18 protein-coding genes are annotated in these 14,558 nt (G+C 68.9%); 8 read left to right on the top strand and 10 right to left on the bottom strand.

Translation table 11 applies throughout. The annotated features are described in order from the left end of the window. The first annotated feature begins 5 nt into the window (after nt 1-5). Genes AC3EF3_RS18675 through AC3EF3_RS18665 form a run of 3 tightly spaced genes read left to right on the top strand, consistent with a single transcriptional unit; the run spans nt 6 to nt 3,147 of the window. A complete protein-coding gene (locus AC3EF3_RS18675; RefSeq protein ID WP_488533639.1) occupies nt 6-1,538 on the top strand; it encodes an RNA polymerase factor sigma-54 in 1,533 nt (510 codons plus the stop codon). Beyond that, nucleotides 1,535-2,740 (top strand): THUMP domain-containing class I SAM-dependent RNA methyltransferase, encoded by a 1,206-nt coding sequence (locus AC3EF3_RS18670; RefSeq protein WP_488533638.1) that lies wholly within the window; start codon nt 1,535-1,537, stop codon nt 2,738-2,740. The genes AC3EF3_RS18675 and AC3EF3_RS18670 overlap by 4 nt, the downstream gene beginning before the upstream one ends. After that, entirely contained in the window at nt 2,737-3,147 is a 411-nt protein-coding gene (locus AC3EF3_RS18665; RefSeq protein ID WP_488533637.1) for a putative toxin-antitoxin system toxin component, PIN family, read from the top strand. Before AC3EF3_RS18670 ends, AC3EF3_RS18665 begins: the two co-directional genes overlap by 4 nt. 68 nt (nt 3,148-3,215) lie before the next feature. On the opposite strand, the gene AC3EF3_RS18660 is transcribed toward AC3EF3_RS18665, so the two are convergent. The 8 genes from AC3EF3_RS18660 to apaG all read right to left on the bottom strand — a co-directional run bounded on the left by AC3EF3_RS18660 (nt 3,216) and on the right by apaG (nt 9,049). Beyond that, nucleotides 3,216-3,713, bottom strand: coding sequence for a nuclear transport factor 2 family protein (locus AC3EF3_RS18660; RefSeq protein WP_488533636.1), 498 nt, complete (start codon nt 3,711-3,713; stop codon nt 3,216-3,218). Beyond that, on the bottom strand, nt 3,710-4,198 hold the full coding sequence (locus AC3EF3_RS18655; RefSeq protein ID WP_488533827.1) for a CinA family protein: 489 nt from the start codon (nt 4,196-4,198) through the stop codon (nt 3,710-3,712). Before AC3EF3_RS18655 ends, AC3EF3_RS18660 begins: the two co-directional genes overlap by 4 nt. Then, nucleotides 4,183-4,713, bottom strand: a complete 531-nt coding sequence (locus tag AC3EF3_RS18650) for a phosphatidylglycerophosphatase A family protein (protein ID WP_488533635.1) — start codon at nt 4,711-4,713, stop codon at nt 4,183-4,185. The genes AC3EF3_RS18655 and AC3EF3_RS18650 overlap by 16 nt, the downstream gene beginning before the upstream one ends. A gap of 18 nt (nt 4,714-4,731) precedes the next feature. After that, nucleotides 4,732-5,208 (bottom strand): thermonuclease family protein, encoded by a 477-nt coding sequence (locus AC3EF3_RS18645; RefSeq protein ID WP_488533634.1) that lies wholly within the window; start codon nt 5,206-5,208, stop codon nt 4,732-4,734. A 4-nt stretch (nt 5,209-5,212) separates the two neighbouring features. Beyond that, the gene (thiL, locus tag AC3EF3_RS18640; protein WP_488533633.1) at nt 5,213-6,166 is read right to left on the bottom strand and encodes a thiamine-phosphate kinase; all 954 of its coding nucleotides are present in this window, start codon (nt 6,164-6,166) and stop codon (nt 5,213-5,215) included. 14 nt (nt 6,167-6,180) lie between these two features. After that, nucleotides 6,181-7,344, bottom strand: a complete 1,164-nt coding sequence (locus AC3EF3_RS18635) for a YbdK family carboxylate-amine ligase (protein WP_488533632.1) — start codon at nt 7,342-7,344, stop codon at nt 6,181-6,183. Continuing rightward, on the bottom strand, nt 7,337-8,590 hold the full coding sequence (locus AC3EF3_RS18630; RefSeq protein ID WP_488533631.1) for a cation:proton antiporter: 1,254 nt from the start codon (nt 8,588-8,590) through the stop codon (nt 7,337-7,339). Before AC3EF3_RS18630 ends, AC3EF3_RS18635 begins: the two co-directional genes overlap by 8 nt. A 78-nt stretch (nt 8,591-8,668) precedes the next feature. Continuing rightward, the gene (gene apaG, locus AC3EF3_RS18625) at nt 8,669-9,049 is read right to left on the bottom strand and encodes a Co2+/Mg2+ efflux protein ApaG (RefSeq protein ID WP_488533630.1); all 381 of its coding nucleotides are present in this window, start codon (nt 9,047-9,049) and stop codon (nt 8,669-8,671) included. Nucleotides 9,050-9,074: 25 nt separating this feature from the next. Here apaG and rpe point away from each other — a divergent pair, with 25 nt between their 5' ends. After that, nucleotides 9,075-9,758, top strand: a complete 684-nt coding sequence (rpe, locus tag AC3EF3_RS18620; RefSeq protein ID WP_488533629.1) for a ribulose-phosphate 3-epimerase — start codon at nt 9,075-9,077, stop codon at nt 9,756-9,758. Here rpe and AC3EF3_RS18615 read toward each other — a convergent pair. Next, nucleotides 9,748-9,990 (bottom strand): hypothetical protein, encoded by a 243-nt coding sequence (locus AC3EF3_RS18615; protein ID WP_488533628.1) that lies wholly within the window; start codon nt 9,988-9,990, stop codon nt 9,748-9,750. The two genes, rpe and AC3EF3_RS18615, sit on opposite strands and share 11 nt — an antisense overlap. Nucleotides 9,991-10,543: 553 nt before the next feature. On the opposite strand from AC3EF3_RS18615, the gene AC3EF3_RS18610 reads away from it, so the two are divergent. Further along, on the top strand, nt 10,544-10,831 hold the full coding sequence (locus AC3EF3_RS18610; protein ID WP_488533627.1) for a KGG domain-containing protein: 288 nt from the start codon (nt 10,544-10,546) through the stop codon (nt 10,829-10,831). Between the two features lie 25 nt (nt 10,832-10,856). Continuing rightward, a complete protein-coding gene (gene gph / locus AC3EF3_RS18605; RefSeq protein WP_488533626.1) occupies nt 10,857-11,558 on the top strand; it encodes a phosphoglycolate phosphatase in 702 nt (233 codons plus the stop codon). Here gph and AC3EF3_RS18600 read toward each other — a convergent pair. After that, nucleotides 11,527-12,114, bottom strand: coding sequence for a chalcone isomerase family protein (locus AC3EF3_RS18600; RefSeq protein WP_488533625.1), 588 nt, complete (start codon nt 12,112-12,114; stop codon nt 11,527-11,529). The two genes, gph and AC3EF3_RS18600, sit on opposite strands and share 32 nt — an antisense overlap. 315 nt (nt 12,115-12,429) lie before the next feature. Between AC3EF3_RS18600 and trpE the strand changes: the two genes are divergently transcribed. After that, nucleotides 12,430-13,929, top strand: coding sequence for an anthranilate synthase component I (gene trpE / locus AC3EF3_RS18595; RefSeq protein WP_488533624.1), 1,500 nt, complete (start codon nt 12,430-12,432; stop codon nt 13,927-13,929). Further along, complete coding sequence (locus AC3EF3_RS18590) at nt 13,926-14,498, top strand: anthranilate synthase component II (RefSeq protein WP_488533623.1); 573 nt, start codon at nt 13,926-13,928, stop codon at nt 14,496-14,498. The genes trpE and AC3EF3_RS18590 overlap by 4 nt, the downstream gene beginning before the upstream one ends. The last annotated feature ends 60 nt before the right edge of the window (nt 14,499-14,558 follow it).

The following is a 14,558-nucleotide window of genomic DNA, read 5'->3' as shown; positions in this document are numbered from 1 at the left end:
TCCGTATGAAGCAGGGCCTGTCGCTTCGCGTCTCGCAGCATCTGGCGTTGACGCCGCAGCTGCAGCAGTCGATCCGGCTGCTCCAGCTCTCCACGATGGAGCTCGCGCAGGAAGTCGAGCAGATGCTCGACGACAACCCCTTCCTCGAGCTGAACGCCGAGGAGGCGCGCGAGGACTTCGGGGCCGGCGCGGTGGACACGCCGGCCGAATCCGACGACACCGACACGAGCTCCTTTTCGTCCGGCTCGGACGACGCGGGCGAAGCGGAGGCGCCGACCATCGAGTCCGAAGCCGAGAGCTGGGACGGCGACGGCAGCACGGAAGTCGTGCCCGACGACGCCGAGTGGGGCGTGGACGCCGCGCCGCGCAAGAACAACGCCGAGCCCGACGAGGACGTGGACGCGACCGAGCTCGCGCGCGGGCAGGATTCGCTGCAGTCCCACCTGCACCGCCAGGCACTGTCGCTGCGCCTGTGCGAGGAGGACCGCTTCGCGCTGCGCTTCCTGATCGAGTCGCTCAACGACGACGGCTACCTCGACGAGCCGCTGGAGTCCCTCGCCGCGTCGCTCGCGCCGGATGACGAGGAGCAGCGCGAGGAACTCGTGCACCGCTTCACCGTGGCGCTGCGCCTGTTGCACCACCTCGAGCCGGCGGGCGTCGGCGCCCGCTCGCTCGCCGAATGCCTCACGCTGCAGCTCAAGGCCATGCAGGCCGCGGGTGACGCCCCGCCGGCGACCCTGGCCGCATTGCGGATCTGCGAGCAGCCGATGGACCTGCTCGCGCGCCGCGACATCAAGCGGCTCGTGCAGCTCACGGGCGAAGGCGACCCGCAGGTTCGTGCCGCCATCGGGCTGATCACGCGGCTGGAGCCCAAGCCCGGGCGCAGGTTCGTGGACGTCGAACGCAACGTCGTCATCCCCGACGTGCTGGTCACGCGCGCCGGGCGGGGCACCAACCTGAAGTTCCGCGTGCAGCTCAATCCCGACGTGATGCCGCGCCTGCGCGTGCACGACATCTACGCCGGCGCGCTCAAGTCGCACAAGGGCGAGGGCCACCAGGCGCTGCAGCAGCGATTGCAGGAGGCGCGCTGGTTCATCAAGAACATCCAGCAGCGCTTCGACACGATCCTGCGGGTGTCGAACGCGATCGTCGAACGCCAGAAGAACTTCTTCGTGCACGGCGAGCTGGCGATGCGCCCGCTGGTGCTGCGCGAGATCGCCGACGAGCTCGGCCTGCACGAATCGACCATCAGCCGGGTGACGACGGCCAAGTACATGGCCACGCCGTACGGCACGTTCGAGCTGAAGTACTTCTTTGGCTCCGCGCTGGGCACCGAAACCGGCGGCAATGCCTCGAGCACCGCGGTGCGCGCATTGATCAAGCAGTTCGTCGCCAGCGAGAACACGAAAAGGCCCCTGTCGGACAGCCAGATCTCCGAGATGCTCAAGGAGCAGGGTATCGAGTGCGCGCGCCGCACCGTGGCCAAATACCGCGAGGCGCTGCGGATCGCGCCCGCCAACCTGCGCAAGGCCCTGTGAGTTCGCTGAAACTGTTCCTGCCGTGCGCCGCGGGCGTCGAGGGTTTTCTCGCCGACGAGGTGCATCGCCTGACGCAGCTGGCGGGCGACGACCTGCTCACCGGCCGCGGCGGCGTCGTGCTGCGCGCGTCATGGCGCGACGCGATGCGCCTGAACCTGCACAGCCGGCTCGCACAGCGCGTGCTGGTGCAGCTGGCGCACGCGCCGTACCGCAACGAAGGTGACCTCTACGCCATGGCGAGCGCGGTCGCCTGGGAAGACTGGTTCACGGACCGGCAAAGCTTCAAGGTCGAGATCACTGCGCAGCACAGCCCGCTCAAGAGCCTCAACTTCGCGGCGCTGAAGGTCAAGGACGCCATCGCGGACCGCTTCCGCGACAAGGCCGGCGCCCGGCCGGACGTGGACACGCAGCGGCCGGACGTGCGCATCTACGCGCACCTCACCAGCGACCAGGCGACGCTGTACATCGACACCTCGGGCGAGCCGCTCTTCAAGCGTGGCTGGCGCGAGGACAAGGGCGAGGCGCCACTGAAGGAAACGCTCGCCGCCGCCATGATCGCCGCCAGCGGCTGGCAGGCCGAGGTGCCGCTGTACGACCCGTGCTGCGGCAGCGGCACGATCGCGATCGAGGCCGCGCAGCTCGCGTGCCGCATCGCGCCCGGCAGCCTGCGGCGCTTCGCCTTCGAGAAGCTCCTGCCTTTCGAGGCCGGGCCGTGGCAGCAGTTGCGCGAGGAGGCGAGGGCACAGCAGCGCGCGCCCGCGGCGTTGGTGTTCGGCAGCGACGTCGCGTTCCGCATGGTCGACTTCGCGCGACGCAACGCCGAGCGCGCGGGTGTCGCCGAAGCCGTGCAGCTGCGCGGCGGCGATGCCTTGCAGCGCATGCCGCCGGCCGATACACCGGGCGTGATGCTGGTCAACCCGCCCTACGGCGAGCGCATCGAGACGGCCGGCGTCGCGGGACGCACGCAAGGCGGGCGCGAGCGCGCGCAGGCAGGCGAGGGTGCCGATTTCTTCGCGCGGCTCGCCGCCCACTGGAAGGCCCATTACGCCGGGTGGACCGCCTGGGTGCTCACGCCCGACATGAAGCTGCCTTCACGCATGCGCCTGAAGGAATCGCGGCGCGTGCCGATGTGGAACGGCCCCATCGAATGCCGGCTGTTCCGCTTCGACATGGTCAAGGGCTCGGCGAGGAAGGACCCGTGAAGCTCGTGCTGGACACCAACATCGTGCTGGACCTTTTCGTCTTCCGGGACGACGCGGTCCGCGCGTTGCGCGACCGCCTGGCCGAAGGCAAGGCGCAGTGGCTGGCGACGCCGCCCATGCGCGAAGAGCTCGCGTGCGTTCTTGCCTATGAGCACATTGGCGCCCGCCTGGGCGCGGCGAAGATTTCGGCGCAGCATGTCCTCGCCTCCTTCGACGAACACGCCCAAGTCGTCGAGGCGCCGCTGCCCTCGACGATCACCTGTCGCGACGGCGACGACCAGAAGTTCATCGACCTCGCCGTCGCCCACGGGGCCGTGCTGCTGTCCAAGGACAAGCAGGTGCTGACCTTGCGCCGCAAGCTCGCGGCGGTGGACGTGACGGTGGCGAGCACGCTACACGCAGGCTAGCACCCGGCACGTCCGGGAATCGAGGCAGCGGCGCCGGCGGGATCAGGTGGCGAAACCGCCGAACCCGCTCACCGCGTATTCCCCGCGATGAATCGCCGCAGGTTCCCTTCGGCGCGTGCGCGTACCTGGTTGCGCAGCACCGGCGTCCACCCGAGCAACAGGCCGGGTGTACCCAGGGCCTGGCGCGACCAGCGCCAGAAGTCGAAGCGGTCGCGATGGCGCACGATGCGCCCGTCGGGGCCGAACTCGAACAGGGCATCGACGCTGTTGTCCACGAGGCGCCCGGTCGCGCTGAAGCGGTAATGCGCGTCCCAGTGCGCGCTGCCGGTCGTGCCTTGCGCCTTCACCCGGTCGAAGCGCAACTTCCAGACATCCGCGCCCTTGTCCCGTGTCGCGGCGCACAGCATCCGCCACATGCCCATCACCTGCGGCTTGCCGCGCAGCGAGAACACTTCGTCGTCGAACGCGACGTTCTCGGCGTAGCACTCGGCCATCGCATCGGGGTCGAGCCGCGCGAACGCGTTGTAGAAGTTGTCGATCGTGCGTTCGCGTTCGTTGGGGCTCATGGTGTTTCCTCGATGTGCTCGATCAGGCGCTGCAAGGCGTGATCGACGGTCTGGCTCCGCACCGCCGCGCGGTCGCCGTCGAAGCGCCGCGTCTCGCTCGACAGCTTGCCATCCACCATGAATGCGAACCACACGGTGCCCACGGGCTTGCCGGGCGAGCCGCCGGTCGGGCCGGCGATGCCCGTGACGGCCACGCCCGCCTGGGCATGCGAGTGGCGCACCGCACCGAAGGCCATCGCGCGCGCGACCACTTCGCTCACGGCCCCGTGCGCCTCGATCAGTGCGGCATCGACGCCCAGCAGCTCGGTCTTCGCCTCGTTGGAATAGGTGACGAAGCCGCGCTCGAACCACTCGCTCGAGCCGGACAGATCCGTGCAGGCCGCCGCGATGAGGCCGCCGGTGCAGCTCTCCGCGGACGCGAGCATCCACTGCCGCTCGCGAAGCAGGCCCGCGAGCCGCTCGACGGCGCTCACCAGAACCTCCAGGCCGCGATCACCAGCAGGGTACAGAAGGCGGCCACGAGATCATCGAACAGGATGCCGAAGCCGCCCCGCCAGCCGAAGCCGTGGAACAGGTCGTCGGCCCAGCCGACCGGGCCGGGCTTGATCGCGTCGAACGCGCGGAACAACGCGAACGCCACGAGCTGCCCGAGAAAGCCGGTCGGCATCACGAGCCACAGCACGAGCCAGAAAGCGACGACTTCGTCCCAGACGATGGACCCCGGATCGAGCACGCGCATGTGCGCGGCCGTGACCGTGCAGGCCCACCATCCGGCCAGCATCGACCCGGCGATGAACAGGCCCATGCCGAGAGGGCTGAACCAGCCCGCGATCAGGATGTAGGCGAGCCAGGCGAACAGCGTTCCCGCCGTGCCGGGCGCCACCGGCGACAGGCCCGAGCCGAAACCGAGCGCGATCCAGTGCGCCGGGTGTGCCAGCATGAAGCGCAGGTTGGGCCGGACGGCGGCGGGGGCGAGCGGCGGGTTCAGGGCGTCGGCCATGCGGCAATGGTAGTGCGCTCAGTGGCAACTGCCATGTCGCACGCGGAAGTCGCGCGGCAGCTCGGGCGTGCCGGCTTGCCAGAGGCCCAGCCGCTGCTTGCGTGCCCGGGCTTCCTCGCGCCGGTACGGCCCCGGGTCGCCGCGGAAGCGATACGACCAGGCATAGCCATGCGAGACCATCCACTTGCCCACGTCGCCGCGGCCCACGTGCAGGCGTGCGACGGTGCGGTGGTAATCGTCCTCGGCCTGCGTGGTGAGCGTCACGCGACGGTGCAGCACGTGCTGCGCCAGCGCTTCCTTCGATTCATGGCCGAAGGCCTGGCAGATCTCGGGCGCGTCGATGCCCTCGATGCGTACCGCCTGCGGCGCGCCGCCGTCCGACGGGCGGACCCACACGGTGTCGCCGTCGGTGACGTGGGTGACCACGCCTTCGAAGCGCGCCGCCGCGGCGGCGAAAGGCAGGCAGCACACGGCCGCAGCCAGCAGGGCGCGCATGCGTTCAGGCAAAGTGGTCGAACGAGGCGAAGGCGCGATCGACGGGCCGGCCATTCGCGTCGATCAGCCGCAGACCCGGCTCGTCGTCGATGCGGCCGATGCGCGTGATCCGCGTGCCCGCCGCGTCGGCGGCGCGTTGCACCATCTCGCGCCGGGTGGCCGGCGCGGTGAAGAGCAGCTCGTAATCGTCGCCGCCGGCAATGGCGAATTCGAGCCGCTGCGCCTCGCTCACATGCGCGCCACCGGCGAGCAGCGACATCGCCGCCTCGGCCCCGATCGTCGCACCGACACCCGAGTAGCGCAGCACGTGGCAAAGGTCGCCCGCCAGGCCATCGCTGACGTCGATGGCGGCGGTGGCGATGCCGCGCAGCGCCTGACCGAGCGCCACGCGCGGGGTCGGCAGTTCCATCCGCGCGCGCGCCGCTTCGAAAGCTTCGGCCGGCAGCGACAGCGTGCCGCGGAACACCTCGAGCGCCATGCGCGCATCACCGAGCGTGCCGCTCGCGTAGAGATCGTCGCGCGGGCGGGCGCCCGATCGCAGCAGCGCCTGGCCCTGCGGCACTTCGCCGAACACCGTGATGCACAGGTTCAGCGGCCCCCGCGTGGTGTCGCCGCCGACCAGCTCGCAATCGTGTTGCTCGGCCAGCGCGAACAGTCCGCGCCCGAAACCCGCGAGCCAGCTCTCGTCGACATGCGGCATGGACAAGGCGAGCGTGAACGCCAGCGGCTGCGCGCCGCAGGCGGCCAGGTCGCTCAGGTTGACCGCCAGCGCCTTGTGCCCCAGGCGCTGGGGATCGACCGTGGACAGGAAATGGCGGCCTTCGACCAGCATGTCGGAGGACACGGCGAGCTGCATGCCCGGGCGCGGCGCGAGCAGCGCGCAGTCGTCGCCCGGCCCCAGCGGGCTGCGCCTGGAGGGCCGGTTGAAGAAACGCTCGATGAGGTCGAATTCGCCCATGGGCGAATTGTCGCCTACGAGTTTCCGCGGAAGCGCAGCGAGGCCTGGCGCACCACTTCGGCCAGCAGGCGTTCGCGCGCATGCTTCTCGCGCAACCAGCGCGCGTTGTTGAGGCCGCGCACCGCGTCTTCGGTCAACAGCTCCAGCCCCCAGGAGGCGCCCATCAGGCGCGCGTACGGCCGCACTTGCGCCAGCGTGCTCACGATGTGGTCGCGCAAGGGCGTGTGCTCGCCGGTCGAAGGATCGACATAGATTGCGTCCATGCCGAAGCGGCAGGCCTGGAAGCGGTTGTAGGTGTAGACCATGTAGTCGTCGTCCTGCGGCATGAACGGCTGCTCGTCGAGGAACCAGGCCGCGAGCGATTGCACGAAGCCCGCCAGCGCCGCGGCGCGCGCCACGGTGAGCGGCGTGTCGAACACGCGGATCTCGATGGTGCCGTACTCGGGCTTGGGGCGGATGTCCCAGTAGAAGTCCTTCATGCTCTTCACGACGCCCGTGCGTGTCGTCTTGGCGAAGAACTTCTCGAACTCCTCCCAGTGCAGCGTGAACGGCGCGCGCCCCGACATCGGAAAGGCGAAGACGGAATTCAGGCGCGCGGAATCGAATTGCGTGTCCTGGCCCTGCACGAACGGCGACGAGGCGGACAGCGCCACGCAGTGCGGGATGTAGCGCGACATGCGATGCAGCATCAGCAGCGCCGCATCGGCGTCCGGGCAGCCGATGTGCACGTGCTGCCCGAACACCGTGAACTGCTTGGACAGGTAGCCATAGAGCTCGTGCAGCTCGCGAAAGCGCGGCTTGTCGTAGATGCGCTGCTCGTGCCACTGCTGGAAGGGGTGCGTGCCGCCGCCGACCACGGCGATGTTCAGGCGGTCGGCGCACTTCACCAGCGCGTCGCGGATCACGGCCAGCTCGTCCTGCACTTCCATCGCGGTCTGGCAGATACCGGTGGAGACCTCGATCATGCTGGACGTCATCTCGGGCACGACCGAGCCGGGCAGCTTGAACTTCGCCATCAGGCGCAGCATCTCCTCCGAATAGGGCGCGAGGTCGTAGTCGTGCGTGTTCACGAGCTGGAGCTCGAGCTCCACACCCAGCGACAGCGCCGCCGATTCGCGGAACGGCTCGAGGCGGGGCAGCTCGCCGTTCGTGCTGGCCGCCGGCAGGGCCTTACCCACGCACTTCCCTCACGCCCACGGGCCCTTCGGGCACGTCGGCCAGCGAGGTCTCGCGCGCGCGATGCAGCGCGAAGGTGGCGGAGATGGCGCCGAACACCTCCATGAGGAGGATCGTCGGCAGGGCGATGCTGGTGATTCCGGGCGCGAGCTCGGGCGAGGTGGACGTGAACTGCGACACCATCAGCAATGCGACCGAGGACATCGGCGCGAGCGTGCAACCCGTCCAGAACGCCTGGCGCCAGGTCGTGCCGCTGCCCCAGTTGGCGGCCGACACGCCGGTGATCTTGGCGGCGCCGCGCGCGAGCACGAGCGCGAGCACGACGCCGGCGACCTCCGGGTTCCACGGGGCTTTCGCGGCGACCACCGAGACCAGCACGAACATCAGCATCGTCAGCAGCGACGACGCCGTGCCGAGCTGGCGCGGCCAGGCCCACGGCCGCGGGTGCAGCTGCTTGAGCAGCAAACCCCCGAGCAGCCCCGCAAGGGGCGCCGAGCCGCCGAAATGCGAGGCCACCGTGCTGGCCGCGGCGATCGTCGCGATCAGCAGCATGGACGTGTTCTCGCTGGTCGGGCTCATGAAGCGCAGCGCGACGCGCAGGATGAGGGCCAGCACCGCGCCGACCACGAAGGACACGCCCAGCACCACCAGCACCGGGAACAGCGTGTCGCCCAGTTCCGCCGTCGTGTGGTGCATCACGCCGGCGCGCGCGTTCACCAGGGTGAGCGCATACAGCGCACCGAGCGTGGACAGCGCCAGCGCGCGTTCCGTCACCGGGCCGCTCGCGCGCGTGTCCATGACCACGCGCGAGAGCACGGCGGGACAAGCGGCCATGGCCACCAGGCCGATCGCCTCGGCCACGCCGTGCGGCAGGTCGAACAGGCGCAGCACGTAGTACACGGCCAGTCCGGCCAGCGAGGACTCGAGCAGGCTCTGCAGCAGCACCATCGGGTTGTGGCGGAACCAGCGCAGCGGCAGGCGCCCGCCCGCCTCGAACAGGACCACCGACACCCCGAGTTCGAGCAGGAACAGCGCGATGCCGCCCAAGGGCCAGACGCCGCCCGAGAAACCGGTCAGGCCCGCCAGCGCGCCGGTGATGGAATAGCCCACCACCTTGGGCACGGCCAGATGCCGCTGCAGCAGGTGACCGACGGCCGCGGCCACCGCGAGCAGCACCGACCACTGCACGGTGGGCAGGCCGGCCGAAGGCCTGAGCCAGTCGGCCCAGATCGCCATCACTTCGTTCATGTACAGGGTTCCCCAGCGCGCATGGTGCTCGCAAGCGCGGGGCTCCGCTGTAGGACGGGGACGCGAAGCTGATCCGTGCTAGTGCAGTACCCGCGCGCTGCCGTCCTCCAGCTGGAACGGCGGGATGGCCACGTCGAAGCGCTCACCGTCTTCGGCGACAAAGAAGTAGCTGCCGTGCATCTCGCCGCTGGGCGTGCGCAGCCGGCAGCCGCTGGAGTATTCGAACGACTCGCCGGGCTTGAGCAGCGGCTGGTGGCCGACGACGCCCAACCCTTTCACTTCCTCGGTCAGGCCCGCCGCATCGGTGATCAGCCAGTGGCGCGAGATCAGTTGCGCCGTCACCTCGCCCGTGTTGGTGATCGTGATGGTGTAGGCAAAGGTGTAGACACCCTGGTCCGGCGCCGATTGCTCGGGCAGGTATTCGGGCTGAACTTCGACGCGGAACTCGTACTTGGCCATGCCCGCATTTTGCGAGAATCCCGGCATGAGCAGAATCCATCGCATCGCGCCTTCGATCCTCTCCGCCGATTTCGCCCGGCTGGGCGAGGAGGTCCGCAACGTGATCGCGGCCGGCGCCGACTGGATCCACTTCGACGTGATGGACAACCATTACGTGCCCAACCTCACGTTCGGCCCCATGGTCTGCTCCGCGCTCAAGCCGCACGCGAAGAAGGCGGACGGCACGCCCGTGCCGATCGACGTGCACCTGATGGTCGAGCCGGTCGATGCGCTCGCGCAGGCGTTCGCGCAGGCCGGCGCCGACTACATCAGCTTCCATCCGGACGCCTCGACGCACGTGCACCGCAGCGTGCAGGCAATCCGCGCGGCCGGCTGCAAGCCGGGACTCGTGTTCAATCCGGCGGCGCCCATCGACGTGCTCGACTGGATGCTGGAGGAGATCGACCTGGTCCTCATCATGAGCGTGAACCCGGGCTTCGGCGGCCAGGGCTTCATCGACTCGCAGCTGCGCAAGGTCGAGCAGGTGCGACGGCGCATCGACGCGAGCGGGCGCGACCTGCGCCTCGAGGTCGATGGCGGGATCAAGGAGGCCAACATCGCGCGCGTGGCCGCAGCCGGTGCGGACACCTTCGTGGCCGGCAGCGCGATCTTCGGCCAGCCCGATTACGCGCGGGTGATCGCCGCGATGCGGGACCAGCTCAAGGCTTGATCCTGTTCTCGTGAAGGTCCCGCAGCACGGGGCCCGGGTCGGTCTCGGTCACGCCGCGCTCGACGTCGCGCCTTGCGGCCTCGGCCATGTCGCTCTGGGAAGGCTCGCCGGCTGCCTGGCTGTCGGCCGACTCGTCGCGTTCGTGCGGCTCGCGCGGCGAACGCTCCTGCTTGTCGCCCTGCTGCGGCGTGGTGTCCGACCGTCGCGGCGTCTTCTGTTCGGAATGGTTCATGGCGGCCATCGTGCGACCACCCGGCCCCTGGCGCGGTAGGACGGCTCGCGGGCGAACCGTAGGAGCGGGTCGGACACTTCTTACGCGAAGTTGCGGGGCGCGACGACAAACTCGCCCGTGCATGCACTACGGTGGGCGACTCATGAGCTTGCCTAAGCTGTGCTCGACGAGGCCCGCGAAGGCCCCAAGGAGTTGGCCATGGACCTGATTGCCGCATTGCCCGAATGGATGGTCTGGGGCGCCGCCGGCGCGATCGGCGCGTTCGCGCTGGCCACCTTGGCGCGCATCCTGCAAACCTGCCTCGACCTGGACGGCTGAGCCACCCCGGGCCGCGGTCCGGGCCGGAGAGCCCGTGCCAGTCGTACGTGTGCGGCTTCCTCCGTGACGTCGGGCTGCGCCCGCCGGTCGTCGTGCGCTTGCATGCTGTTCCGGCCCGATCTCGCGCTTCGGGCGCATCGGCCGTTTCCTACGCTGCGATCGCGCGGCTGCTGACGCGCGCGTATTTGCGCCTGCGCCCAAATGGCGTTGCAGCTCGAACAGAGGAGTCCGCACCATGGCATCCAGCAACGAAGGCGGCAAGCGCCGGGCGCCCACGCGCGGCTTCGCGTCGATGGACCCGCAGCGCCAGCGCGAGATCGCCAGCCGCGGCGGCAAGGCCGCCCACCAGAAGGGCACGGCCCACGAATTCAACAGCGAAGAGGCGCGGCGCGCCGGCAGCAAGGGTGGCCAGGCCGCACATCGCAAGGGCACGGCGCACGAATTCGATTCCGAGGAAGCACGCGAAGCCGGCCGCAAGGGCGGGCAGGCCACCCACGGAACCCCCGGCAAGCAGGGGCAGTGATTGCAGGCTGTGCGATTGCGGGACAATGACCCGCTTGGATCCGCAAGTTCTTCCGACCACCGCAGCGATCGTCGATCTCGACGGCACCCTCGTCGATACCTTGCCCGACTTCGACGTCGCGCTCAACGCGATGCTGCGCGAACTGGCGCTGCCGCCGATCGATCTGCGCGCCATCGAGACGATGATCGGACGCGGATCCGAGTACCTGGTCCGATCGGTGATCGCGCACGTGGGCGCCCCGGCATCGCTGTACGACAAGGCGTGGGCCGGGTACTGGCGACATTACCTGGCCATCAACGGCAAGCACGCGATCGTGTATCCCGGGGTGCGTGAAGGCCTGGAGGCGCTGCGCGAGTCGGGGGTCAAGCTCGCCTGCCTCACCAACAAGCCCACCGATTTCGCGCGGCCCCTCCTCGAACTCAAGGATCTCGCGCGGTACTTCGAGCGGGTGTTCGGCGGCGAGGCCTTCGCCCGCAAGAAGCCTGACCCGCTGCCGATCCTGCGCACCTGCGAGGCGCTCGAAGCCTCGCCAGTGCAGACGCTCATGATCGGCGATTCATCCAACGACGCGCGCGCGGCGCGCGCGGCCGGCTGTCCGGTGGTGCTGGTGACCTACGGCTACAACCACGGCGAGCCGGTGCGCGCCGTGGACGCCGACGGCTTCGTCGATTCGATCGCCGAGGTGCCGCCTTGGCTCAGGCGGCTTTCCCGAGCAGCGCGTCCTTGAGTTTCCAGTCGGCCGGCGAGGGGCCGAGCCAGATGCGCAGCAGCGCGTTGAAGAATTCCGGCTCCTTGAAGGCCTCGCCCTGTGGCTGGCCCTTCACGGTGATCACGGTGCCGGTGCCGGGCACCCATTCGATGGTGAAGGTGTCGCCGGCCTTGAGGTGCTTCACGTCGCTGAACAGCTGGCTCATGCGCATCAGGCCCGGGATCAGCTTGGAGAAGGCGGCCTTCTCCATGTTGTCCTCCACGCCGCGCGCGAACAGCTTGCCCAGCTCGCCCGAATCGATGTCGCGCAGCATCGTGATCGACATCTTCTTCGGCCCCGCCATGGCGAGCACTTCGTCGGCCGTTGCGGCCTTCTTCGGCAGGTACAGGCCGGCGGCGTAGACCTTGGCGACGAACTTGTATCGCACGCCGGCCCCGTTCAAATGCAGCTTGGCCCCACGGAAGTCGACCGGATCGTCGTACTTCACGCCGGCCACGGTGACGGGCTGCGACAGCACGGCGGGCGCGGCCACGGCCATCGCCGCGGCGAGCAGCCAGTGATGGATCGATCTCATGACTTGTCCCCTCCGAAAAGTACGCTCGTTCGATTCGGATGTTCCGTCCGCCGCCCGGCCAGCGGCAACAGGGTTTTCTCGCGTAACCGTTTGTTTAGAGAGCTGCGTCCATGGGCCGGCGGCTTTGCTACACTGCCGCCCATGTCCATCCACCGCACCAGCATCGCGGCTTATCGGGGCAGGGGAGCCTGGCCCTGGCGTAAGCCTGTATCTGTGCGTACCTGATCGCACGGGGCCGTCCCGTGCCCCCGCGCCCGGCACCGGGCATCCCGATCGAACCGCGGCAACTGTCGCAGAGCTTGTGGAGGCTCTCTCGTGATCACCGAACTCGAATTCAAAAGCCTGGCCTTGCAGGGCTACAACCGCATCCCGCTGATCGCCGAGGCGTTCGCGGACCTTGAAACCCCCTTGTCCCTGTACCTGAAGCTCGCGCACACGCGCGGCCAGGGCGCGTACAGCTTCCTGCTGGAGTCGGTCGTGGGCGGGGAGCGCTTCGGTCGCTACAGCTTCATCGGCCTGCCGGCGCGCACGCTGCTGCGGGCCATCGGCTTCGGCGCCGATGCCACGACGCAGGTCGTGACCGACGGCCAGGTGGTCGAGACGGCGCATGGCAATCCGCTCGATTTCGTCGCCCGCTACCAGCAGCGATTCAAGGTGGCGCTGCGTCCGGGCCTGCCGCGCTTTTGCGGCGGCCTGGCCGGCTACTTCGGCTACGACACGGTGCGCTACATCGAGAAGAAGCTCGAAAAGACCTGCCCGCCGGACACGCTGGGCTGCCCCGACATCCTGCTGCTGCAGTGCGAGGAACTCGCGGTCATCGACAACCTCTCGGGCAAGCTGTACCTGATCGTGTATGCCGACCCGGCGCAGCCGGAGGCCTATTCGAACGGCAAGAAGCGCCTGCGCGAACTGAAGGAGCAGCTCAAATACTCGGTCAGCGCGCCGCAGGTGAAGCAGACGCAGGGCCACCCGGTCGAGCGTGAATTCGCCAAGGCCGATTACCTCGAGGCGGTGGATCGCGCGAAGGAGCTGATCGCCGCCGGCGACTTCATGCAGGTGCAGGTGGGCCAGCGCATCAAGAAGCGCTACACCGAGTCACCGCTGTCGCTGTACCGCGCGCTGCGCTCGCTCAACCCGAGCCCCTACATGTACTACTACCACTTCGGCGACTTCCACGTGGTGGGAGCGTCCCCGGAGATCCTCGTGCGCCAGGAGCAGGTGCCCGAAGGCCAGAAGGTGACGATCCGCCCGCTCGCCGGCACGCGCCCGCGCGGCGCCTCGCCCGAGGTGGACAAGGCCGTCGAGAAGGAGCTCGTGACCGACCCGAAGGAGCGCGCCGAGCACGTGATGCTGATCGACCTGGCCCGCAACGACATCGGCCGCATTGCGAAGACCGGCACCGTGAAGGTGACCGAAGCCTTCGCGGTGGAGCGCTACAGCCATGTGATGCACATCGTGAGCAACGTCGAAGGCATCCTGAAGGACGGCATGACGAGCATCGACGTGCTGAAAGCCACGTTCCCGGCCGGCACGCTGACCGGGGCGCCGAAGGTCCACGCGATGGAGCTGATCGACAAGCTCGAGCCGAGCAAGCGCGGGCTGTACGGCGGCGCCTGCGGCTACCTCAGTTACGCCGGCGACATGGACCTCGCGATCGCGATCCGCACCGGCATCGTCAAGGACCAGACGCTCTACGTGCAGGCCGCCGCGGGCATCGTCGCCGATTCGGTGCCGGAGCTGGAATGGAAGGAGACCGAAGCCAAGGCCCGCGCGCTGCTGCGCGCGAGCGAGCTCGTGGAGGAGGGACTCGAATGAAGCTCCTGATGATCGACAACTACGACAGCTTCACCTACAACCTGGTGCAGTACTTCGGCGAACTGGGGGCCGAGGTGGAAGTCTTTCGGAACGACGAGATCGACGTCGCGGGCATCGCCGACCGCCGGCCTGACCTGCTCGTCATCTCGCCCGGCCCCTGCACGCCGGCCGAGGCGGGCGTGTCGGTCGACGCCATCCGTCATTTCGCGGGCAGGCTGCCGATCCTCGGCGTGTGCCTGGGCCACCAGTCGATCGGCGCGGCGTTCGGCGGAAAGATCATCCGGGCGCGCGAACTGATGCACGGCAAGACCAGCGTGATCACGACGACGCGCGAAGGCGTGTTCGCGGACCTGCCGCAGAAGTTCACCGTGAATCGCTACCACTCGCTGGCCATCGAGCGCGAGTCGTGCCCGGCGGTGCTGAAGACAACAGCCTGGACGGACGACGGCGAGATCATGGGCGTGCGCCACACCGAACTGCCGATCCAGGGGGTGCAGTTCCATCCGGAGTCGATCCTCACGGAGCACGGCCACGCGATGCTGCGCAACTTCCTGGAGCAGGCGGCATGAGCGCCGCATGGCCGCTCCGAAGGCGCGCCCTCCCCCTCGGGGGGACGGCGCGCAGCGCCA

It is taken from the genome of Ramlibacter sp. GS1-15 (genome assembly GCF_057785015.1).
This window is presented reverse-complemented; position numbering and strand designations above follow the sequence as displayed.